18 protein-coding genes are annotated in these 22,318 nt (G+C 66.8%); 15 read left to right on the top strand and 3 right to left on the bottom strand.

Annotated elements, in window-relative coordinates:
- Window positions 1–31: 31 nt before the first annotated feature.
- Entirely contained in the window at window positions 32–2,401 is a 2,370-nt protein-coding gene (locus Q0263_RS08075) for a Tex family protein (protein WP_298015145.1), read from the bottom strand.
- A 109-nt stretch (window positions 2,402–2,510) separates the two neighbouring features.
- Between Q0263_RS08075 and Q0263_RS08070 the strand changes: the two genes are divergently transcribed.
- The gene (locus Q0263_RS08070) at window positions 2,511–4,496 is read left to right on the top strand and encodes an ATP-dependent DNA helicase (RefSeq protein WP_298015143.1); all 1,986 of its coding nucleotides are present in this window, start codon (window positions 2,511–2,513) and stop codon (window positions 4,494–4,496) included.
- Here Q0263_RS08070 and Q0263_RS08065 read toward each other — a convergent pair.
- Window positions 4,483–5,289, bottom strand: coding sequence for an outer membrane protein assembly factor BamD (locus Q0263_RS08065; RefSeq protein WP_298015681.1), 807 nt, complete (start codon window positions 5,287–5,289; stop codon window positions 4,483–4,485). The genes Q0263_RS08070 and Q0263_RS08065 overlap by 14 nt on opposite strands.
- Before the next feature lie 88 nt (window positions 5,290–5,377).
- On the opposite strand from Q0263_RS08065, the gene Q0263_RS08060 reads away from it, so the two are divergent.
- From Q0263_RS08060 to Q0263_RS08020, 9 genes are all read left to right on the top strand, one after another.
- Window positions 5,378–6,358, top strand: coding sequence for an RluA family pseudouridine synthase (locus tag Q0263_RS08060; RefSeq protein WP_298015141.1), 981 nt, complete (start codon window positions 5,378–5,380; stop codon window positions 6,356–6,358).
- On the top strand, window positions 6,342–7,127 hold the full coding sequence (gene pgeF, locus Q0263_RS08055) for a peptidoglycan editing factor PgeF (protein WP_298015139.1): 786 nt from the start codon (window positions 6,342–6,344) through the stop codon (window positions 7,125–7,127). Before Q0263_RS08060 ends, pgeF begins: the two co-directional genes overlap by 17 nt.
- A 143-nt stretch (window positions 7,128–7,270) precedes the next feature.
- A complete protein-coding gene (gene phaC / locus Q0263_RS08050) occupies window positions 7,271–8,890 on the top strand; it encodes a class I poly(R)-hydroxyalkanoic acid synthase (protein WP_298015137.1) in 1,620 nt (539 codons plus the stop codon).
- Between the two features lie 11 nt (window positions 8,891–8,901).
- Window positions 8,902–9,639 carry an acetoacetyl-CoA reductase gene (gene phbB, locus Q0263_RS08045; protein WP_298015135.1) on the top strand — a complete coding sequence of 246 codons (738 nt, stop codon included), beginning with the start codon at window positions 8,902–8,904 and terminating at the stop codon, window positions 9,637–9,639.
- A 5-nt stretch (window positions 9,640–9,644) separates the two neighbouring features.
- Window positions 9,645–10,211 (top strand): polyhydroxyalkanoate synthesis repressor PhaR, encoded by a 567-nt coding sequence (gene phaR, locus Q0263_RS08040; protein ID WP_298015133.1) that lies wholly within the window; start codon window positions 9,645–9,647, stop codon window positions 10,209–10,211.
- A gap of 287 nt (window positions 10,212–10,498) precedes the next feature.
- Window positions 10,499–11,035, top strand: coding sequence for an iron transporter (locus tag Q0263_RS08035; protein WP_298015131.1), 537 nt, complete (start codon window positions 10,499–10,501; stop codon window positions 11,033–11,035).
- A 1-nt stretch (window position 11,036) separates the two neighbouring features.
- Window positions 11,037–11,381 (top strand): cupredoxin domain-containing protein, encoded by a 345-nt coding sequence (locus tag Q0263_RS08030; RefSeq protein WP_298015129.1) that lies wholly within the window; start codon window positions 11,037–11,039, stop codon window positions 11,379–11,381.
- Between the two features lie 15 nt (window positions 11,382–11,396).
- Complete coding sequence (locus Q0263_RS08025; protein ID WP_298015127.1) at window positions 11,397–12,245, top strand: FTR1 family protein; 849 nt, start codon at window positions 11,397–11,399, stop codon at window positions 12,243–12,245.
- 80 nt (window positions 12,246–12,325) lie between these two features.
- Entirely contained in the window at window positions 12,326–13,753 is a 1,428-nt protein-coding gene (locus tag Q0263_RS08020; RefSeq protein WP_298015680.1) for a 4Fe-4S binding protein, read from the top strand.
- A 29-nt stretch (window positions 13,754–13,782) separates the two neighbouring features.
- Here the strand turns inward: Q0263_RS08020 and Q0263_RS08015 are convergent, their stop codons facing one another.
- Window positions 13,783–14,676 (bottom strand): LysR family transcriptional regulator, encoded by an 894-nt coding sequence (locus tag Q0263_RS08015; protein WP_298015126.1) that lies wholly within the window; start codon window positions 14,674–14,676, stop codon window positions 13,783–13,785.
- A gap of 100 nt (window positions 14,677–14,776) precedes the next feature.
- On the opposite strand from Q0263_RS08015, the gene Q0263_RS08010 reads away from it, so the two are divergent.
- The 5 genes from Q0263_RS08010 to Q0263_RS07990 all read left to right on the top strand — a co-directional run bounded on the left by Q0263_RS08010 (window position 14,777) and on the right by Q0263_RS07990 (window position 22,154).
- Window positions 14,777–15,931 carry a mandelate racemase/muconate lactonizing enzyme family protein gene (locus Q0263_RS08010; protein WP_298015124.1) on the top strand — a complete coding sequence of 385 codons (1,155 nt, stop codon included), beginning with the start codon at window positions 14,777–14,779 and terminating at the stop codon, window positions 15,929–15,931.
- A 93-nt stretch (window positions 15,932–16,024) separates the two neighbouring features.
- The gene (locus tag Q0263_RS08005) at window positions 16,025–16,963 is read left to right on the top strand and encodes a DctP family TRAP transporter solute-binding subunit (RefSeq protein ID WP_298015122.1); all 939 of its coding nucleotides are present in this window, start codon (window positions 16,025–16,027) and stop codon (window positions 16,961–16,963) included.
- Window positions 16,964–16,975: 12 nt separating this feature from the next.
- Window positions 16,976–17,488, top strand: a complete 513-nt coding sequence (locus tag Q0263_RS08000) for a TRAP transporter small permease (protein WP_298015120.1) — start codon at window positions 16,976–16,978, stop codon at window positions 17,486–17,488.
- Window positions 17,489–17,498: 10 nt separating this feature from the next.
- Window positions 17,499–18,782 carry a TRAP transporter large permease gene (locus Q0263_RS07995; RefSeq protein ID WP_298015679.1) on the top strand — a complete coding sequence of 428 codons (1,284 nt, stop codon included), beginning with the start codon at window positions 17,499–17,501 and terminating at the stop codon, window positions 18,780–18,782.
- 195 nt (window positions 18,783–18,977) lie between these two features.
- Entirely contained in the window at window positions 18,978–22,154 is a 3,177-nt protein-coding gene (locus Q0263_RS07990; RefSeq protein WP_298015118.1) for an EAL domain-containing protein, read from the top strand.
- Window positions 22,155–22,318 lie beyond the last annotated feature (164 nt).

Here is a 22,318-nt window from a genome sequence, read left to right as displayed (position 1 = left end):
GCGTCCCCGTGCCGGGACGAAGCATCGCCGTTCAGCGCTTGTGCTGCAGGCGGGCGAAGGCTTCGGCCATGGCTCCTTGCGGCGCGGCCGCCGGCCGCTCCGGGCGGCCCTGGCGGCCACCGGGGCGACCGCCGGACCGGTTGCCGGCCTCGGCGCCGCGGCCGGCGTGACGCGGCTCCGGATCGTCCTTGCGCATGGTCAGCGCGATCCGCTTGCGGGCCACGTCGACTTCCAGCACCCGCACCTGCACGGTCTGGCCGACCCGCACGACGTCGCGCGGGTCCTTGACGAACTTGTCCGCCAGAGCCGACACGTGCACCAGGCCGTCCTGGTGCACGCCGATGTCCACGAACGCGCCGAAATTGGCCACGTTGCTGACCACGCCTTCCAGCACCATGCCGGGCGCGAGGTCCTTGATGTCGTGGATGCCTTCCTTGAACTGCGCCGTCTTGAATTCCGGACGCGGGTCGCGGCCCGGTTTTTCCAGTTCGGCGAAGATGTCGCGCACCGTCGGCAGGCCGAAGCGCTCGCTGGTGAAATCGGCGGGCGACAGACCTTTCAGGGCCTGCGGCTGCCCCATCAGCTCGGCCGCGGACCGGCCGGCCTTCAGCACGATCTGTTCGACGACCGGGTAGGCTTCGGGGTGGACGGCGGACGCATCCAGCGGATTGTCCGAGCCGGGCACGCGCAGGAACCCGGCGGCCTGTTCGAAGGCCTTGTCGCCGAAGCGGGGGACTTCGCGCAGCGCCTGGCGGTTGGGAAAAGCCCCGTGCTCTTCGCGCCACTGCACGATGTTGCGGGCCAGGCTGGCGTTCAGACCCGAAACCCGGGTCAGCAGCGGCGCGGAGGCTGTGTTCACGTCGACGCCCACGGCATTCACGCAGTCCTCGACCACGGCGTTCAGCGAATGCGCCAGTTCGCGCTGGTTGACGTCGTGCTGGTACTGGCCCACGCCGATGGCCTTGGGTTCGATCTTGACCAGCTCGGCCAGCGGGTCCTGCAGCCGGCGGGCGATGGACACGGCCCCGCGCAGGCTGACGTCCAGGTCGGGGAATTCCTGCGCGCCCAGTTCGGAAGCCGAATACACCGAGGCGCCCGCCTCGGAGACCACCACCCGGTCGAAGGCCAGTTCGGGATGGCGTTCGCGCAGGACGGCCGCCAGGCGTTCGGTCTCGCGCGAGGCCGTGCCGTTGCCGATGGCGACCAGCGGGATCCGGTGGCGCTGGACCAGGGCGGCCAGCGTGCGCAGGCTCCCTTCCACGTCGCGGCGCGGCTCGAAGGGGTAGATCGTCGCGGTGTCCAGCAGCTTGCCGGTGGCGTCGATGACGGCGACCTTCACGCCGGTGCGGATGCCGGGATCCAGGCCCAGCACGGCCTTGGGGCCGGCCGGGGCGGCCAGCAGCAGGTCCTTCAGGTTGGCGGCGAACACGCGGATGGCTTCCGTCTCGGCGGCTTCGCGCAGCCGGCCGATCAGTTCGGTTTCGAAGGCCGTCAGCAGCTTGACGCGCCAGGTCCAGCGACAGACCTCGGCCAGCCAGTGCTGGCGCGGCGTGGCCTGGGCGTCGAAGCGGGCGTCGATGTCCAGCAGGTCGGCGACGCGCGTGACGCAGGGATGCGGCGTCAGCGCTTCGCGCTCGGCATCCAGGCCCAGGCGCAGGTCCAGGATGCCTTGCTGGCGACCCCGCAGCAGCGCCAGCACGCGGTGCGAGGGCAGGGTGCGCAGCGCTTCGTGGAAGTCGAACCAGTCGCGGAATTTCTCGCCCTCGGTTTCCTTGCCGGCCACCACCTGGGCGTAGATCAGGCCCGTCTGCCAGAGTTCGCCGCGCAAGGCCTCCAGCAGCGGGGCCTGTTCCGCGAAACGTTCCGCCAGGATGTCGCGGGCGCCGTTCAGGGCGGCCCTGGCGTCGGCGAAACCGGCGTCGGCGTTCAGGTAGCCGGCCGCCAGCGCGTCCGGATCGGCGGCGCGGTCGGCCAGCAGCGTGTCGGCCAGCGGTTCCAGCCCCGCTTCTCGGGCGATCTGGGCGCGGGTGCGGCGCTTGGGCTTGTAGGGGGCGTACAGGTCTTCCAGGCGCTGCTTGCTGTCGGCCGCCAGGATCTGGGCCTGCAAGGCGTCGTCGAGCCGTCCCTGCTGCGCGATGGAGTCCAGGATGGCGACGCGCCGGCCTTCCAGCTCGCGGATGTACAGCAGCCTGACTTCCAGTTGGCGCAGCACCGTGTCGTCCAGCCCGCCGGTGACTTCCTTGCGGTAGCGGGCGATGAAGGGCACGGTGGCCCCGGTATCCAGCAGGTCCACGGCGGCCGCGACCTGGGCGGGGCGGGCGTCCAGTTCGGCGCACAGCAGGCGCAGGACGCGCGCGGGATCGACGGAATGAGAAGAAGAAGCGGCTACGGCAGTGGACATGCGGACGTCCTAAAATACGAAGTTCAAGCGGCGCATTTTGCCATAGCATGCGCCGCGCCCTGAAATGCCTGGCGTATCATCCCCCGATTCATCCCGTCTTCCTTCCCCCATGTCCAGTGACGATCTGAACGCCGTATTCGGCCCGGAGGGCCCTTTGGCCCGCCAGTTGCCCGGCTACGTGCCGCGCGAGGCCCAGCAGGCGCTGTCGGCCGCCATCCGGGACACCGTGGCCGACGGCGGCGTGCTGGTGGCCGAGGCCGGCACGGGAACGGGCAAGACCTGGGCGTACCTGGTGCCGGCCTTCCTGTCCGGCGACAAGGTGCTGATTTCCACCGGCACCCGCACGCTGCAGGACCAGCTCTTCCGGCGCGACATCCCGCGCCTGCGCGAGGCGCTGGCCCTGTCCGTGGACGTGGCCCTGCTCAAGGGCCGCGGCAACTACGTCTGCCACTATCACCTGGAACGCCTGGAGCAGGACGAGCGCGGCCTGAAATCCCGCGAAGAGATCGCCCAGCTGCGGCAGATCCGCCAGTTCACCCAGCTCAGCCCGAGCGGGGACAAGGCCGATCTGCCCGCCGTGCCGGAAACCGCCGACATCTGGAACCGCGTCACGTCGACCCGGGAGAACTGCCTGGGCCAGGAGTGTCCTTTCGTGCGCGACTGCTTTTTGCTGAAGGCGCGGCGCCATGCGCAGGAAGCGGACGTGGTCGTGGTCAACCATGCGCTGTTCATGGCGGACCTGGCCCTGCGCGAGGAAGGCATTCCGGACCTGCTGCCCGAAACCCGGCTGGTGGTGTTCGACGAAGCCCACCAGTTGCCCGAGACGGCCACCCGTTTCCTGGGACAGAGCGTGTCCCTGCATCAGTTGCTGGATCTGGCGCGGCAGACCGAAGCCGCGGGCCTGGCGCAGGCGCGCGAAGCCGTGCGCTGGTCCGAGCACTGTCAGGCTCTGGAATCCGCCGCCCGCGAGTTGCGTCTGGTGAGCGCGCCGGTGGGGCGGATGCCCGGCGGCCGGGCGACGTTCGATCAGATCCCCGAACCCGAAGCCTTCGATGCCGCGCTGGACGCGCTGGTCGGGGCGCTGGACACCCTGGCCGAGGCCCTGGGCACCCAGGAAGAGCGCCATCCCGACCTGGCGGCGGCGGCGCGCACGGCCCGCACGCTGCGGGCCCGGCTGCTGCAGTGGGCGCAGCCGGCCCGGGGGCTGCCGGAACCGGAGAACCAGGCAGCGGTGCGCTGGCTGGAACACAGCACCCATTCCGTGCGCCTGCACCGCGCGCCCCTGTCGGTGGCCCGCATCTTTTCCGGTTTCCGGCGCCCCGAACAGGCCTGGGTGCTGACGTCCGCGACCCTGTCGGTGCGCGGCAATTTCGCGCATTTCCAGCATCAGCTGGGGCTGGGCGACGCCCGGACCGCCAGCTGGGCCTCGCCCTTCGATTATCCGGCGCAGGGGCTGCTGTACGTGCCGCGGACACTGCCCTGGCCCAATGATCCGGGGTTCACCGATGCCTTCGCCCAGGCGCTGCTGCCGCTGGTGGATGCCTGCGCGGGCGGGGTGCTGGTCCTGTGCACGACCCTGCGGGCCGTGGACCGGGTGGCCGATCAGCTGTTGCGCGGGCTGCTGTCGTCGGATCGGCCCGTGATGCGCCAGGGCGAGGCCACGCGCGGCGTCCTGCTGGAACGCTTCCGTTCGGCCGGCAATGCCGTGCTGGTGGGCAGCACCAGCTTCTGGGAAGGCATCGACGTGCCGGGCGATGCGCTGACGCTGGTGGCGATCGACAAGCTGCCCTTCGCGCCGCCCGACGATCCCGTGCTGGAGGCCCGGCTGAACGCCTGCCGCGCCGAAGGCGGCAATCCCTTCATGGAATATCAGCTGCCGCAGGCCGCCTTGCTGCTGAAGCAGGGGGCGGGGCGCCTGATCCGCTCGGAACAGGATTGGGGCGTGCTGGTGGTGGGGGACGGCCGGCTGGTGGACAAACCCTACGGGCGTCTGCTGTGGCAGGGCCTGCCGCCCTTCGCCCGCACGCGCGACGCGGCGGTGGCGGTGGATTTCCTGTCGAACCCGCCCGCCGCCGATCCGCTTACAGCCAGTTGATCGGGTTCCAGGCGCTCTTGGGCTCGTTCAGGCCCTGTTTGTAGTATTTGCTGTTGGGGAAGTTCTTGTCCAGCACCCGCTTGGCGTCGTCGGCCAGGTTGGGCATGTCCAGCTTCTGGTAGCTGAGCATCATCACGTACAGGGCCTTTTCCACGATGGGGGCGCCTTGGAAGTCCGTGACCACGGTCTGGGCCCGGTTGACCGCCGCGACGTAGGCGCCGCGTTCGTAGTAGTACTGGGCGATGTGGACTTCGTTTTCGGCGATCGTGTTGACCAGCCAGGCCACGCGCTTGCGGGCGTCGGGCGTGTAGCGGCTGTCGGGATAGCGCTTGATCAGCTCGTTGAACGCTTCGTAGGATTCGCGCAGGCCCTTGGGATCGCGCTCGCTGGGGTCCTGGCGGGTGATGTTCGACAGGATGGCGCTGGGCGGCGTGAAGGTGATCATGCCCTTCAGGTACAGCATGTAGTCCGAGCCCGGGTGGTTCGGGTACTGCTGCAGGAAGCGGTCGATGGCCGCCTTGGCCTGTTCGGGTTCCTCGTCCTTCCAGTTGACGTAGGCCTGGTCGATCAGGGACTGCTGGGCATAGATGCCGAAGGGATAGCGGGCTTCCAGGGCTTCCAGGTTCTTCCGGGCATCGGACCAGTTGCCCGAGCCCATGTCGGACCGGGCCTGGCTGTACAGGCGCTCGGCGCTCCAGCCGGCGGTCGGGTCGACCTTGCCCGATGTGGAGCTGCACCCGGCCACGATCGCCAGACAGAGTCCGGCCAGCGCCAGCCGGGCGAGGGACGGCAGGGATTTCAGGAAAGCAGGTGCTTGCACGGCCACGGGGCATCCTTGATCAAGGTGTTAGCATTGTCGGCAGATTATATGATTTGTCGCCATGTCTGACACAGAGATCGCCACCGAGGACGCGGGCCCTGACGAGCCAGTGCTGTTCGAACTGCCCCTGCAAGCCCTCCCGGATCGTCTGGATAAGGTCCTGGCCCGCCTGTTGCCGCAGCATTCCCGCAGCCGCCTGCAGACCTGGATCGAAGACGGGCACGTGCGGGTGGACGGGGAAGTGGGCAAGGTCCGCAGCCGCGTCGGCCCCGGCGCGCGGATCCAGGTCTGGCCGCAGCAGGCGCCCGAGGACCTGGCCTTCGTGCCCGAACCCGTGGCCTTCGACGTGGTCGAGGACAGTCCCGACTGGATCGTGGTGAACAAGCCCGCGGGCCTGGTCACGCATCCGGGAGCGGGCAACTGGCATGGCACCTTGCTGAACGGCCTGCTGTACCGCTATCCCGAATTGCTGCACGTCGCGCGCGCCGGCATCGTCCATCGGCTGGACAAGGACACCTCCGGCCTGCTGGTCGTCGCCCGCACCGAAATCGCGCAGACCGCGCTGGTGCGCCAGCTGCAGGCGCGCACCGTCAAGCGCGAATACTGCGCCCTGGTCCACGGCATCCTGGCCGGGCGGGGCACGGTCGACGCGGCGATCGGCCGCGACGCGCGGGTGCCCGTGCGCATGAGCGCCGAGCGGCCCATCGCGGCCAAGCCCGCCGTCACGCACTATGCCGCGCAGCGCGCGGGACATTGCGGCGACCAGCCCGTGTCCGAGGTGCTGTGCCGCCTGGAAACCGGCCGCACCCACCAGATCCGCGTACACATGGCCCTGCTGAAGCATCCCTTGCTGGGCGACGCCCTGTATGGCGGCCGGCCGGTGGCGGGGGCCGTCCGACAGATGCTGCATGCCCGCGCCCTCAGCTTCCAGGATCCGACGACCGGGCTGCTGCCGTCGTTCACGGCGGAATTGCCCGAGGATTTCCGGGCGGCGCAGGCGCAGGTGACATGGGATGGAGAAAGCCATGACGCGCATTCTTGAATGGACGCCCGGCCTGTGGGGCGCGACCGGCGAACCCTGGCCGGGGGTGCGGTATGTCAGCACCTGGCGCGGCGGGGGCGTCAGCGCCGCGCCCTGGGACAGCCTGAACCTGGGCCTGCACGTGGATGACGATCCGGCCGCCGTGCGGGAAAACCGCGCCCGGGTGCGGGCCGGCTTGCCGGCGGAGCCGCTCTGGCTGAGTCAGGTCCACGGGACGGCGGTATGGCAGGCGTCTGATTCGCCGGGGACGACGCGACTGGCGGCGCCGGCGGACGCTCCCTGCGCCGATGCGGCCGTCACCGCGATGCGGGGCAGGCCGTTGGCGATCATGACGGCGGATTGCCTGCCGGTGGTGCTGGCCGATCGGGACGGCACGGTGCTGGGGGCGGCGCATGCCGGCTGGCGGGGCCTGGCGGCCGGCGTGCTGGAAAACACCCTGTCGGTCATGCGCCGCCAGGCGCCTCGGGCGTCGGCCTGGCGCGCCTGGATCGGCCCCGGAATCGGGCCGGACGCCTTCGAAGTGGGGGACGAGGTCCGGCGCGCCTTCATGGAGCAGGACGCCGAAGCGGCCGCCTGCTTCGCGCCGTCGGCGCGGGCCGGTCATTGGCTGGCGGATCTGGCCGGCCTGGCGGCGCGGCGATTGGCGCGGGCGGGCGTCGATCAGGTCGAGTGCAGCGGGGAATGCACCTATCGCCGCGCCGATCGATATTTTTCCTACCGGCGGCAGGTACGCACGGGGCGCCAAGTCACGCTGGCGTGGCTGGTATGATCCCGGAAAGGGCGCGCCGCGGCGCTTGCCCGGCCGGCGCGGCACTAGCGACTTACCCGAATTGACGCCCGTGATCAGCATGGCAGAATGAACAACATTGAGGCGTGGGGCTGCATCAGGCCACACCGGGGCAGGGGGATGTCATGGGCAATGCGGATTCATCTCAGCGGTCAGTGCCGCCCCATGTCTCGTCCGATCGCCTGGCAGCCATCCAGACCGACTTCCTCCAGTCCTGGCAGGCCTTGCTGGACCAGGCGCGGCAGGGCGCGCTGGCGCCCTTGAAGGATCGGCGCTTCTCCTCCGAAGCCTGGTCGAACAATCCGCATTCCCTGTTTTCGGCGCATGCCTATCTGATCGTGGCGCGCGCCCTGCAGGATCTGGCCCAGGCCGCCGACCTGGGCGATGCCGCCCGCGAAAGGCTGCAGTTCTCGGTCATGCAGTGGGTCGAGGCCGCCGCGCCGTCCAACTACCTGGCCAGCAATCCGGATGCGATGCAGGCCCTGCTGCGCAGCGGCGGCGATACGCTGCAGCGCGGCCTGGCCAATCTGCTGCACGACCTGCGCCGCCGGCGCATCACCCAGACCGACGAATCGGCCTTCGCGCCGGGCGACAATCTGGCCGTCACGCCCGGCGCCGTGGTGTATGAAAATCCGTTGATGCAGCTCATTCAGTACAAGCCGCAATGCGCCCAGGTGCATCAGCGTCCGCTGCTGATGGTGCCGCCCTGCATCAACAAATACTACATACTGGACCTGCAGCCCGCGAATTCCCTTGTGGCGCACGCCCTCCAGGCCGGTTTCCAGGTGTTCATGATTTCCTGGCGCAACCCCCGGCCGGAGGATGCCGACGGCATCGACGGCAAGACCTGGGACGATTACATCCAGGACGGCGTCCTGCAGGCCATCGACGTGGCGCAGGCCATCAGCCGCCAGCCGCGGATCAATGCGCTGGGCTTTTGCGTCGGCGGCACGCTGCTGTCCACCGCGCTGGCCGTCGCCCGGGCGCGCGGCCAGGATCCCGTGGCCGCCCTGACGCTGCTGACGACCTTCCTGGATTTTCGCGACACCGGGATCCTGGACGTCTTCGTGGACGAATGGCATGCCCGCACGCGCGAACAGCAGCTGGGCGATGGCGGCCTGATGACGGCCGGCGAACTGTCCACCACCTTCTCCTTCCTGCGTCCGGCGGAACTGGTCTGGAATTACGTCGGCTCGAACTACCTGATGGGCGAGGCCCCCCGCGCCTTCGACCTGCTGGCCTGGAACGCCGACGGCACCAATCTGCCCGGGCCGTTCTTCGCCTGGTACTTCCGCAACACCTATCTGGAAAACCGCCTGAAGACCGGCCAGCTGCACGTGTGCGGGCAGGCGGTGGATCTGCGCGCCCTGGACATGCCCGCTTATCTGTACGCATCGCGCGACGATCACATCGTGCCCTGGAAATCGGCGTACGCGTCCACCCTGCTGCTGCGCGGCCCTCTGCGTTTCGTGCTGGGCGAATCCGGCCACATCGCCGGGGTCATCAATCCCCCGGAGCGCGGCCGGCGGGGCTACTGGTTCCGGAGCGCGGGCGAACTGCCCAGCGATCCGTCCGAATGGGAAGCCTCGTCCACGCATGCCACGGGCAGCTGGTGGCCCGACTGGCTGGCCTGGCTGACGGACCATTCCGGACCCATGCGGCGAGCCGCCCGGTCCCTGGGCAATCAACGGTACCCTGTCATAGAACCCGCTCCTGGGCGCTATGTCAAAGTAAAAGCTGACTGAAGGAGAACCTTATGAGTGGAAAACTGGCTTACGTCACCGGTGGCATGGGCGGTATCGGTACCTCGATCTGCCAGCGCCTGGCCAAGGAAGGCTTTACCGTGGTGGCGGGCTGCGGCCCCAGCCGCGACTACGCCAAATGGCTCAACGAACAGGCGGCCCTGGGGTATAAGTTCAATGCCTCCGTCGGGAACGTGTCCGACTGGGATTCCACGGTCCAGGCTTTCGTCAAGGTCAAGGAACAGTTCGGGCCGGTCGACGTGCTGGTCAACAACGCCGGCATCACGCGCGACGGCGTGTTCCGCAAAATGAGCCAGGAAGACTGGCGCTCCGTCATCGACACCAACCTGAACAGCCTGTTCAACGTCACCAAGCAGGTGATCGACGACATGGTCGATCGGCAATGGGGGCGTATCATCAACATCAGTTCCGTCAACGGGCAGAAGGGCCAGTTCGGGCAGACCAACTATTCCACGGCCAAGGCCGGCATCCATGGCTTCACCATGGCGCTCGCCCAGGAAGTCGCCAGCAAGGGCGTCACCGTCAACACGATATCGCCGGGCTACATCGGCACCGACATGGTCCGCGCCATCCGTCCCGACGTGCTGGAAAAGATCGTCGCCACGATTCCGGTGAAGCGCCTGGGCACGCCGGAAGAGATCGGCTCCATCGTGGCCTGGCTGTCGTCCGATGACGCCGGTTTTGCCACCGGGGCGGATTTCTCGCTCAATGGCGGCTTGCACATGGGTTGAGTCAAATGCCGCAAACCACTTCCGCGCAGTCCGAACGACTGATCAAAAAATATCCCAACCGCCGGCTCTACGACACCCAGTCCAGCGCCTACATCACCTTGGCGGACATCAAGCAGCTGGTGCTGGAGAACGCCGTCTTTCGCGTCGTGGACGCGAAAAGCGGCGAAGATCTCACCCGCAGCATCCTGCTGCAGATCATCCTGGAAGAAGAATCCGGGGGGATGCCGATGTTCTCGGCCAATGCGCTGGCCCAGATCATCCGGTTCTACGGCCATGCCATGCAGGGGGTCATGGGCACCTTCCTGGAAAAGAACATCCAGGTGCTCATGGACATCCAGGACCGCATGGCCGAACAGTCCCAGGGGCTGTACCAGCAGCACTTCGGCCCCGAAGCCTGGGCGCAGCTGATGAACATGCAGACGCCGGCCTTGCAGAACATGATGAATAACTATATCGAGCAAAGCCGTCACGTGTTCCTGCAGATGCAGGACCAGATGCAGGACCAGACCCGCAATCTGTTCACCGGCTTCCCCTTCCCGGGCCAGCCGGAACCCGGCAAGAAAAAGCGCTGATCCGCATCCGCCCCCGCAGCCCGGGGGCGGCCGCCGCCGACACCGACACACCGCGTCCTCGGGCGCGGACGGCGTCGACGTGGGCGCATGCCCGGCCTGCGGCCGGCGCGGTCTCCGATCCGGCGCGGCCGCGCATTCCCCGAGGCCGTTCGTTCGGCCTGGCGCGGCCGCGCGTCCGGCGACCTTTTTTGCGGATCGTCAAAAAAATCCGTGTTTCGCCCTGCGCCCGGCGGGCTGTGGTGGTAAATTAACGAGAATCATTCTTCTTATCATGACGGAGAGCCTTTATGGTGAACAAGTTGTTGATTGCTGTGGCGGGTCTGGGGCTGGCGTCTTCCGCGCTGGCGGCCGAATATCCCATCGGCGAACCCAAGGACATTCACGGCCTCGAGGTGGCCGCGGTCTATCTGCAGCCGGTCGTCATGGAACCCGAGGGCATGATGCTGGCCGCCAAGGATTCCGACATCCACCTGGAAGCCGACATCCATGCCACGGCCGACAACAAGAACGGCCTGCCCGAAGGGGCCTGGGCGCCGTACCTGAACATCCAGTACGTGCTGCAGAAGCAGGGCAGCGACAAGGTCCTGAAGGGCGATCTGATGCCGATGGTGGCCAACGACGGTCCCCACTATGGCGACAACGTCAAGCTCGACGGCCCGGGCAAATACCAGCTGACCTTCGTCATCGGTTCGCCGGAAACCGCGCCGAACAACCACTTCGGCCGCCACGTGGACAAAGAGACCGGGGTGGCGCCGTGGTTCAAGACCTTCGAGGTGAAATACGATTTCGTGTTCGCCGGCACGGGCAAGAAGGGCGGGTACTGAGATGCGTCCCTGGCTGGCCGTTCTGATGGCGGCGCTGGCCGGATGGCTGGCGCCCGTGGCTGTGGCGCAAGCCGACATGCCGGTCCATACCCTGACCTTCAAGGCGGACGGCACCTTCGAGCCCGCCCGGCTCGAAGTCCCGGCCGGGCGCTTCAAGATCGTGCTGGTCAATGAAAGCACCGAAGCCGTCGAATTCGAAAGCCTGCCCCTGCGCAAGGAAAAAGTGCTGGGGCCGGGAGTGACGTCCTTCGTGGTGCTGACCTTGTCCCGGCCGGGGGAATACCCCTTCTTTGATGATTTCCATCCCCAGGTGAAGGGCACGCTGGTCGTGCTGCCCAAGCCCTGATTCCGGACGCGCTTCATGGAACAAGTCGCCTTCATCGTCTGGCGTGAAAGTGTCGAGGCCCTGCTGGTCGTGGGCATCCTGTATTCCTGGCTGAAGGCCTCGCCCGAAGGGCGGCGCGGGCTGCCCTGGCTGTGGGGCGGAGTGGGGGCGGGGCTCCTGCTGGCCGCCGCGCTGGCGCTGGCCCTGCTGGGCGTGGCGTCGTGGCTGTCGGACACGGGCCAGGAATGGTTCCAGGCGCTGATGGCGCTGGCCGCCTGCGCCCTGGTGGTGCAGATGGTCGTCTGGATGCGTCGTCATGGGCGCGGCCTGCGCCGGGAACTGGAAAGCGGCGCCTCCGCGCAGATCGGCGGGGACCATTGGTGGGGCCTGCTCGCGCTGGTCATGATCGCCGTGGCCCGCGAAGGCAGCGAAACCGTGGTGTTTCTGTATGGCACGGTGCTGTCCTCGCAGCAGGACGGGAATCTGTGGTCCATGATCCTGGCCGGCGCGGGCGGCTTCGCCGTGGCGCTGCTGACCTTCTGGCTGCTGCAGCTGGGGGGCCGGATCATCACGTGGCGGCGTTTTTTCAAGCTGACCGAGATCCTGCTGCTCCTGCTGGCCGGCGCCCTGCTGGTGTCGGCCACCGACCGCCTGATCTCCCTGGACGTACTGCCCACCCTGGTGGACCCGGTCTGGGACAGCAGCGGGCTGCTGGGGACCGAAGGCGGGCTGGGCAAGATCCTGGCCGATTTCGCCGGGTATCGGGCCTATCCCGCGCTGTCGCAGCTGTTGATCTGGCTGGGGTACTGGGCCGTGGTGATCGGCCTGCTGCGCAGGGCTTCGGCCCGCCCCGCCATCCGGCAGGCGGGGGTCGCCGCCTCCTGAGACCGCATTTGCGCGCGGCGTATCCTCGGTATACGCTTTGCGCCTTGTGCGTCCGGTAGGCGCAATCAGGACACTGCATGATGGAGTCGGTTTCTCGTGGGCAAGGGTTTCGGGCGCAGGTGGCGCGCGCCGGCGACTTCCTGCGCGACCACCAGCGCGCCATCCGCGCCATCCAGTGGATCATCGTCGGCGTGTATGTGGCGCTGCTGGCCATTCCCGCCGTCCTGCCGCTGCCCGACCGCAGCGCGTCCGTCTTCAACAACCTCACCATCGTGGCCCAGTTCGCCTTCTGGGGCATCTGGTGGCCGTTCGTCCTGGTTTCGATTCCCCTGTTCGGCCGCGCCTGGTGCGGCCTGTTCTGTCCGGAAGGCGCCCTGACGGAATGGGCCAGCCGCCACGGGCGGGGCGGGGCGATCCCGCGCTGGATGCGCTGGGGCGGCTGGCCGTTCGTGGCCTTCAGCCTGACGACGATCTACGGCCAGCTGGTCAGCGTCTATCAATACCCCTGGGCGGTGGCGGCAGTCCTCGGGGGCTCCACGATCGCGGCCATGATCGTGGGCTGGCTCTATGGGCGCAACAAGCGGGTGTGGTGCAAATACCTGTGCCCGGTCAACGGGGTCTTCAATCTGCTGGCCAAGCTGGCCCCCTGGCACTACCGGGTGGACGCCCAGGCCTGGCGGGCTCCGGTGCGGCGCATCGAATCCATCAACTGCGCGCCCCTGCTGCCGCTGCGCAACATGCAGGGCGCCGCCGAATGCCACATGTGCGGCCGCTGCAGCGACTATCGCGGGGCCATCACCCTGTCGCCGCGTTCGCCGGAAGCGGAGATCGTCCAGGTGGCCGAGGGCAGCGGCTGGCAGACAATGCTGATCGTCTTCGGCCTGATGGGCCTGGCCGTGGGGGCGTTCCTCTGGAGCGCCAGCCCCTGGTTCGTCACGCTCAAGCAGGCCATGGCGACCTGGCTGGTGAACCGCGACCTGTACTGGCCCCTGGCCGACAACGCTCCCTGGTTCATTCTCACGCACTATCCCCAGGTCAATGACAGCTTCAGCTGGCTCGACGGCACGGTCATCCTGCTGTTCATCTTCGGCGCGGCGGGCGTGGTGGGCGGCGCGGCGTTCGGCGGCCTGTGGCTGGCCGATCGCGTGCTGCCGGCCGCATCGCATCCCGGGGTGCGCAATGCGGCCGGCCAGTTGCTGCGCAGCCGGCTGGCGGGGGTGCACAAACTGGCCCAGGGCCTGATCCCCGCCGCGGGAGTCGGAGTGTTCCTGGGCCTGTCGGCCACGACCCTGACCCTGCTGCAGCACGAGGGAGTTCCGACCGGTTGGGCCAATCCGGTCCGCTTCACCCTGCTGGCGCTGGCGCTGGCCTGGAGCCTGCGTTTCGAGTGGCGCCTGGCCGGCTTGCGCACGGCCAGCGCCTGGCGCAAGGGCCTGGCGCTGGGCGCCGTCGCCGCGGGGCTGCTGCCTTTCGTCTGGGCCTGGCTGCTGTTCTTCGTGCTGTGGTGAGTGCGGCACACACCTGACACGGCCGACCGCTACTTCAGATAATCCATTTCACTGAGTACCGCAATGACGGTGCTCAGTACCGCATCGACCTTGGGTTTCGAGCCTTGGCGGGGGTACTTGGCAAAGATCGGCGTATCGTCGATCTGAGGGCTCGACTGCAGGATGCGCACCCGGCCGGCGCTCTGTGCGTTCTCGGCCAGCTTGCAGGGATAGATGCCCAGGCCGACGCCCTTGTCGACCAGGTTGACCAACATCGAGACGCTATTGCAGAAGTCGATCCGTTTCGGTGTCAGCCCGGCGCTGGCGAACCAGCTGATCATCTGCTGGTAGTTGATGGAGCCGACCGGGTTGGCAATGATCGGCAACGTGGCGATGTCCTGGGGCCGGATGACCGTGGGCAACTGGAAGCGTGTTGCCGAGACCCAGGCTGCCTCCTGCCGGCCCAGCGAGTCCAGCTTGAACTGTTTGTGCTCCGATGGGTGCACGAGGAAGGCCAGGTCCAGTTCCAGGTTGTGCAGTTCCGGTTCGATCTGCGCGGACGTGGCCACCATCACTTCGGGTTGCAGTCCTGGATGGTCGGCGTGCAGCCTGAACAGGATCTCGGGCAGGCAGACCATGGCGAAACCTTCGGCGAAGCCCAGGCGGATAGGACCTGTGATCCGTTGCGCGCCGGAGTGCGCCTCGATGGTCTCGAGGCTGGCGAAGATCGTGTGGCATTCGTCCAGCAGATCGAGGCCGCGCCGGGTGAGCTTCAGACCTCTGCCCGCGCGTTCGAAGGGCTTGTATCCCAAGGCGTCCTCCAGCCCCCGCAGGCGCAGCGAGACGGTAGGTTGCGCGAGGTGCAGCGTATGAGCGGCCTTGTCCACCGAGCCATGGGTGGCGGTCCAATAGAACGCTTCCAGCTGGGCGAGGGTGAGGCGCATGTATTTAATATTCTGATGTATCTGGGGTTGAATTCTTATTTGTTGCTTGAATTTCAAATAATTATAATCCGCAGTCAAATCAAAGACAGAGGAGCCGTCGTTGATCTCGACCGCGGATACGATCGCCAGGATCGAAGGTTATTTCCTGTGTTGCGCCATGCCCGAGCCGGCAGGCAACGCATTGCGAGTGTTCAGCGAGCGGTCTGGCTTGCTGGTCCGGATCGTGACGGCCGGCGGGCAGGAGGGCTGGGGGGAAACCTGGGCCTACCCGCATGCCGCCGCTGCGCTGATCCAGCATCAGCTGGCGCCGCACGTGCTGGGTCGATCCATCACGAATCCGCGCGGCATCCATCAGGCCATGCTCGCCGCCGCCGTCCCCGATCGGCGCGGGCAGATGCACATGGCGCTCAGTGCGATCGATATTGCGGTTTGGGACGCGCTGGGGCGATCCAGTGGCAGGTCCATCGCCGAGCTGCTGGGCGGGGCTTTGCGCAGCGAAATCGCAGCCTACGCCAGCGGCCCTTTGCTGCCTGCCGGCGTGGACCGGTACGCGGGTTTTGAGCAGGCGGTCGAGCGCTTCGTGGCGGACGGGTTTCAAGCCGTGAAGATTCGGGTCGGCATCGGTTTTGGGGAAGACGTGCGCGTCATCGAGGCCGCCCGGGCCATCGTGGGCGACGATGCCGCGCTGATGATCGACCTTAATGAGTCTTCCACGGTCGGGGATACGTTGGCGCTGGCCGATGCCACGGCTTCGTCGCGGCTGGCATGGATCGAAGAACCGGTTCGCCACGACAATACCGCCAGCTATCGCCGTCTTGCGGAAAAGCTGCGGGTGCCCTTGTCGGGCGGCGAGTCTTTCTGTGGCGTCCAGGCCTTCCGGGATGTCATGGTGGACGGCGCCTTGGCGGTTCTTCAACCCGACCTCGCCATTTGCGGCGGCCTGACCGAAGCCATGAAGATTGCGGGTCTGGCCGATGCATTCGATACGGCGGTTGCGCCCCATGTCTGGGGCAGCGGCGTCAATTTCCTGGCCTCGTTGCAGTATGCGTCGGTGCTCTGCGGATATGGCGGAAAGCCCGGTTATCCGCTGTTCGAATACGACCAGAGCTACAACCCCTTGCGCGCAGCGGTTTTCGATCCGCGACCCGATGGCAGTGGCCGGATCGCCATCCCTGACGGTCCCGGCCTGGGCATTCCGATCCGCATCGAGGCGCTTGGCGAGTACGTCACCGGGCGCTGGAGCATCCAGGCCTGATCCTTCATTCCCGTTTCAGTATCCATATCAATAGCAATTCAATCGCAGTCGGAGGAGATCATGAAGAAAATCATATGGGTGACGTGCCTGGCCGTGGCGGCCTGGGCGGGGGCGGCCGCGGCTGCCGATACGACGCTGTCTCTGGGTTTCGTCGGCGGGCCGCAGGCGCCCGAAGCCATTGCGATGAAGCAGTTTTCCGAGGAAATCGCCACGCGCACGCAAGGACGGATCAAGATTGAACTGCAGGGCGGCGGCGCCCTCGGGGGCGATCGCGAGGTGATCGAAAGCGTCCAGCTCGGCACTGTGGACATGGCCGTGCCCAGCACCTCGGTGGTGGTCAATTTCGTGCCCGAATTCGCGCTCTTCGATATTCCGTTCCTGTTCCGGGATTTCGATCATGCTGAAGCCGTCCTGTCCGGTCCGATCGGCGAGGAGATGCTGGCCCTGCTGCCCAAGAAAGGGTTGGTGGGTCTTGCGTTCGGCGGGATGGGATTCCGGGAGCTCACGAACAATGTCCGGCCGGTCAGGACGGTGGAAGACGTTCGGGGCCTGAAGATTCGCACGCAGCAGAACGAATTGCATATCGCGGTCTGGAAGGAACTGGGCGTGCTGCCGACCCCCATGGCCATCCCGGAGGTCTACACCGCCCTGCAGCAAGGGGTGGTGGACGGCCAGGAGAACCCGATCGGCGCCATCATCAATAATCGTTTCGGCGAGGTGCAGAAATACCTGAGCATGACCGATCATGCATTCACGCCGCTGGTCCTGCTGATTTCGCCGTCGGCCTACGATGCGCTGTCCGATGAAGATAAGCAGATCTTCGCCGAGGCTGGACGCAACGCCATGAAGCGCAATCGGGCCGAGGTGGAGACCGTCCTGAAGACGGGGCTGGACACGCTGCGTCAGCAAGGCGTGGAAGTCGTTGCCGATGTCGATAAGGCGGCTTTCCGGGCGAAGCTGGATGGGCTCTATGTGAAATTCGCGGAGCGGTTCGGCAAGGATCGTCTGGATGCCATTCAGGACACGAAGTAGAGGCGCGGAGCCATGAACTCTCACACTTGGTCTCGCTGTTTTCTTGGCATCGAGAACGCGCTTTCCAGGGCGGCGGTCGGGCTGGCGACTGCCGGCCTGGGGTTCGCGGCGCTGTGCGGGCTCTATCAGGTGGTCGCACGGTTTGTCCTCCAGCGTTCGGCGGAGTGGTCTGAGCCGCTGATCCAGATGACTCTGATCTGGATGACTTACCTGGGTATTGCGGGGGCGCTGCGCTCCGGGACGCTCATCTCCGTGGACTGGCTGCTCGGCTTGAGCAAGGGCCGGATGCGCCATGTCGTCCGGGGCGTGATCCTGGTCTGCGTGCTGACCCTGTTGGGATTTATCGCCTGGTACGGCGTCGTGCTGGCCTTGCGCGTCCGGTTCCAGACCATTGCCGGACTGGGCATCCCCACCAGTTGGGGCTACGCCGCATTGCCGGTCGGTGCGATCGTGTCGATGTTCTCCACAATAGCGCATGCCATGGCGCCGCGTGCCGATATCGATCACCAGACACAGAATACCTGAGGACGACACCATGCTGCTCGTGATGATCCTGCTCCTCGTGGGGCTGATGGCGCTGTCCGTGCCGGTAGCCGTCGCCATCGGTTTGGCGGGGCTGGTGGGTGTGGCCGCTTTCTCCAATCTGCCGTTGATCGTGTTGCCCCAGCAGGCGTTCATCGCACTCGACAAATTTCCGCTGGCCGCCGTGCCATTCTTCATTTTGGCGGGCAACCTGATGGCTGCGGGCGGTATTTCCCGTCGCCTGGTCGATCTGGTGGAAAGCCTCATCGGCAATACTCGGGGTGGATTGCCGGCGACCTGCATCGTCGTCTGCATGATCTTTGCCGCCGTCTCCGGCTCCAGCGTCGCCACGACCTATGCCATCGGCGCCATCCTGATTCCCGCCATGGCGGCGCAACGGTATCCGGTGGGCTTCGCCGCATCGCTGCAGGCCACGGCGGCGGAACTGGGCGTCATCATCCCGCCGTCCATTCCCATGATTCTTTATGGGGTGGCCGCGAGCGCGCCGGTCGGCGACATGTTCGTGGCCGGCATCGGCCCGGGTTTCTTGATTGCCGCCGCGCTGATCGTGTTCGTGTTGACCTGGTCCCGTTTTTTCTTCAACCCCGGCGATGTGCCGTCGAAGCGGAAACCCCCGTTCCTGGTGAGCCTGAGGCGGTCGGTTTTTGCGCTGTTCATGCCGGTCCTCATCCTGGGCGGCATCTACGGGGGCGTGTTCACCCCCACCGAGGCGTCCATCGTCGCCGTGTTCTACGCACTGGTCGTCAGCCTGTTCGTCTATCGGGAAATGAGTTTGATCGCGATGATCGCCGTGCTGAAGCGATCCACGCTGTCGTCGGCCATCATCATGTTCATCATCTCGATGGCGGGCCTGTTTTCATTCATCCTCACGCGGGCGGGCATTCCGGCGGCGATCAGCCAGTGGATCGTCGAAAATTTCGATGGCGCTTTCATGTTCCTGCTGGCTGTGAACGTATTGCTGTTCGTCATCGGGATGTTCGTCGAGACCTCCGCGTCCATCGTGGTCATTGCGCCCATTCTGGCGCCCGTCGCCGCGCAGTTCGGGATCGATCCAGTGCATTTCGGCCTGATCATGATCACCAACCTGGCTTTGGGCATGATCACGCCGCCTTTCGGCGTCAACCTGTTTGCCGCCGCAGCGGTGGCCAATACGTCGCTGCATCGCATGATTCCTTATCTGGTGCCCATGGTCGGTGTCATTTTGCTGTGTCTGGCCTTGATCACCTATGTCCCGATGATCAGCCTGGGCTCGCTCTACCTCTTCGGGATACGCTAGGCCGGCCGTCCCGATGGCCGCGGGGCTGCTGCCTTTCGTCTGGGCCTGGCTGCTGTTCTTCGTGCTGTGGTGACGCGCCCGCCCGCCGGGTGTCACTTTTCGTAAAATTCGCTATGCTGTGCATAGATGCCTGTCGCGGGCATCGTCCGTATGGCGCCCTGGGCGGAGGGCGTTTCCTGGCCTGGAGCGCAATGCATGTCGGCAGCCCGATCCCGTCTGGTGTTCAAGCAGTGGTGGCCCGGCCTGCTCGTGGCGCTGCTGGGGTCGGTCGTGACGGTGGCGCTGGTGCGTCACCAGACGCAGGCGGTCCGCACGGTCGCCCAGATCCGTTTTTCCGAAGAAGTCCGTTCCTCCACCGATGCGCTGGCCCAGCGCATCGTCGCCATCCGCGAGATCGTGGCCGGCGTGCGCGACCTGTTCCTGATCGATCCCGATCTCCGTCGCGACCAGTTCGAGCAGGTCGTGGCAGGGCACGAGGTGCGCGCGCACTATCCGGAACTGATCAATCTGTCCTTCGTGCGCTGGGTCAGGGCGGCCGATCTGCCCGGCTACCGTGCGCGGCTGTCCGGCGCCGCCGACATCCACCCCTTGCGCCGGCAGGCGGATTATTACGTGGTGGAATATCTGTGGCCCCTGGAAGGCAATCAGGGCGTCGAAGGCCTGGAGATCTCCTCTCAGCCGGCCAATCTGGCCGCCTTGCTGGCGGGCCGCGCCACCGGGCTGCCGACGGCGTCCGCGCCGTTTCACCTGTTCCAGGAGACGTCGGATCGGACCGGCTTCCTGCTGCGCTACCCGATCTTCCGCAGGACGCCCGGCGCGGACGCCCAATCGGATTTCGTCGGTTCGGTGGCAGCCGTCATCCGCACCAACCAGATGCTCGATGCCGTCCGGAAGTCGGGTTTCCTGCGCGGCCTGTCATTGCGCCTGACGGATATCGGCCCTCGCGGGTCGCCGTCCGCGAAGACATCCGGCGCCGGCCTCGGCGAGGCGCTGCTGGGCCTATCGCAGGATCCGGCGCCCAGGGCGACGCAGGGTCCTCGCCGGGAAACCCGCATCCTGGATGTCCTGGACCGGCGCTGGCGGCTGGATTTCGTCCAGACCCGGGCCCTGGCTTCGGCCGAGGAACGCCGGCTGCTCTGGTGGATAGGGCTTGCCGGCGGAGCCTTGTCGCTGTTGCTGGCGGGCCTGACCTGCGTGCTGTGCCGGCTGCGCCTGCGCGCCGTCTCCCAGGCGGCGCGCACGAGCGACGCCCTGCAGCGCAGCGAGGAGCGCTTTCGCGCCGTGTTCAACCAGGCCGCCGTGGGCGTGTCCCTGAGCGACATGACGACGGGCCGGCTGGTGCGGGTGAATCGGAAATACGCCGCCATGCTGGGCTATTCCGAGTCGGAGCTGCTGCAGTGCGACTTCCAGTCGCTCAGCCACCCGGACGACCTGCCGGCCGATCTGGCGCAGATGGCCCGGGTGCGCTCCGGCGAGATCCAGGAATTCCAGATGGAGAAGCGCATGATGCACAAGGACGGCCATCCCGTCTGGGTGCTGCTGACGGTGTCGCCGATCCGCCAGCCGGGGGCCGCCCCCGACTACCACGTCGCCGTGATCCAGGACGTGACCGAACGCCGGCGCATGCAGGACGCCCTGCGCGACAGCGAACGGCGCCTGCGCGGCCTGCTGGATCATCTGCCGGTGGGCGTCTGTCTGGTGGAACAGGGGCAGTGCATCGTCTTTCGCAATCAGCAGTTCCTGCGGATCTGCGGGTACGCCGAAGATCAGGCGCCGGACGTCCGTTCCTGGTGGGCGCTGGTCGTTCCCGATCCGGCGGCGCGCCGGGATCTGCGCCGCGCCTGGGAACACCAGTGGCGGCATGCGCCGGATGGCGGCGAATCCAGGGCCCGGCTGGAATGCCGGATCCGTTGCCGGGACGGCCGGTGGCGCACGGTGGAGCTGTCTGGCCTGCGGCTGGGGACGGATTATCTGGTGACGCTGGAGGACCTGACCGTCCGCAAGACGGCCGAGGAAGAAATCCGCTACCTGGCCTACAACGATCCCTTGACCGGCCTGCCCAACCGCCGGCTGCTGCTGGACCGCCTGCAGCAGGCGCTGGCCGCCAGCGCCCGGCGGCGCCGCTATGGCGTGCTGCTGATGCTGGACCTGGATCACTTCAAGACCATCAACGAAACCCGGGGCCACGATGCGGGCGACGAGCTGCTGCGGCAGGTGGCGGACCGTCTGAAGAAACATCTGCGGGATTCCCACACCATCGCCCGGCATGGCGATGACGAATTCGTCATCGTCCTGGAAGACCTGTCGGACCAGCCCGAGGAAGCGGCGGCCCGGGCGGAGGACCAGGGCCGCGGGATCCTGCAGGCCCTGCGGGCCCCTTATCTGCTGAACGGCGAATTCTGCCATTCCAGCGTCAGCATGGGGGCCAGCCTGTTCCAGGGGCAGGAAACCGCAGCCGACGAGCAATTGCGGCGGGCGGATCTGGCCATGTACCAGGCCAAGGCCGCCGGGCGGGACACCCTGCAGTTCTACGATCCGCACATGCAGGCGGTCGTGCACAAGCGGGTGGCGCTGGAACTGGACATGCGGGTGGGCCTGGACCAGGGGCAGTTCGAGCTGTTCTATCAGCCCCAGCTCGATCGCAGCGGCATCGTCGGGTGCGAGGCCCTGCTGCGCTGGAAGCATCCGCGGGATGGCTATGTGTCGCCGGCCTCGTTCATTCCCCTGGCCGAGGACAGCGGCCTGATCCTGCCGCTGGGGGACTGGGTCCTGCGCACGGCCTGCCGCCAGCTGGCCGCCTGGGCGGACCGGCCCGCCCTGGCCGGGATCCGGGTGGCGGTCAATGTCAGCCCCCGGCAGTTCCGCCAGCCGGACTTCGTCGAGCAGGTGCTGGCCGCGCTGGCGGGCTCGGGGGCCGATGCCCGAAGCCTGGAACTGGAACTGACGGAGGGCCTGCTGCTGCAGAACGTCGAGGATACCATCGAGAAAATGGCGCGCCTGAAGAGCTACGGGGTCGGCTTTTCCCTGGATGATTTCGGCACGGGCTATTCCTCCCTGGCCTACCTGAAGCGCCTGCCCCTGGACCAGTTGAAGATCGACCAGAGCTTCGTGCGCGACGTGCTGACCGATCCGAACGACGCCGCCATCGCCCGCACCATCGTGGCCCTGGGCCTGAGCCTGGGCCTGCGCGTCATCGCGGAGGGCGTGGAAACCGAGGCGCAGCGCGCGTTCCTGCAGCGCCATCATTGCCATGCCTGGCAGGGCTATCTGTTCAGTCCGCCGGTGCCCGCCGCGGATCTCGAGGCCCTGGTCGAGCAGGGCGGGGCGGTCTCCTGGGCGACCCCTCGGAAGGGCGATTCGGATACAAATTGAAATCAAAATTTTTGTGTCGCGCAAGCCCCGCCCCTTCTGGTTTCCGGGTCTTTCTCCCCGTGTTCCGGCCATTCGATGGGGTGATTTTGAAGCACTACATGTAGTATATTTTGGGGGTTGATCGCACAAGATTTGGTGTCCGAATAGCGTGTGGCACCCTATTT

This window comes from uncultured Castellaniella sp. (genome assembly GCF_937988725.1).
Classification (GTDB): domain Bacteria; phylum Pseudomonadota; class Gammaproteobacteria; order Burkholderiales; family Burkholderiaceae_B; genus Castellaniella.
This window is presented reverse-complemented; position numbering and strand designations above follow the sequence as displayed.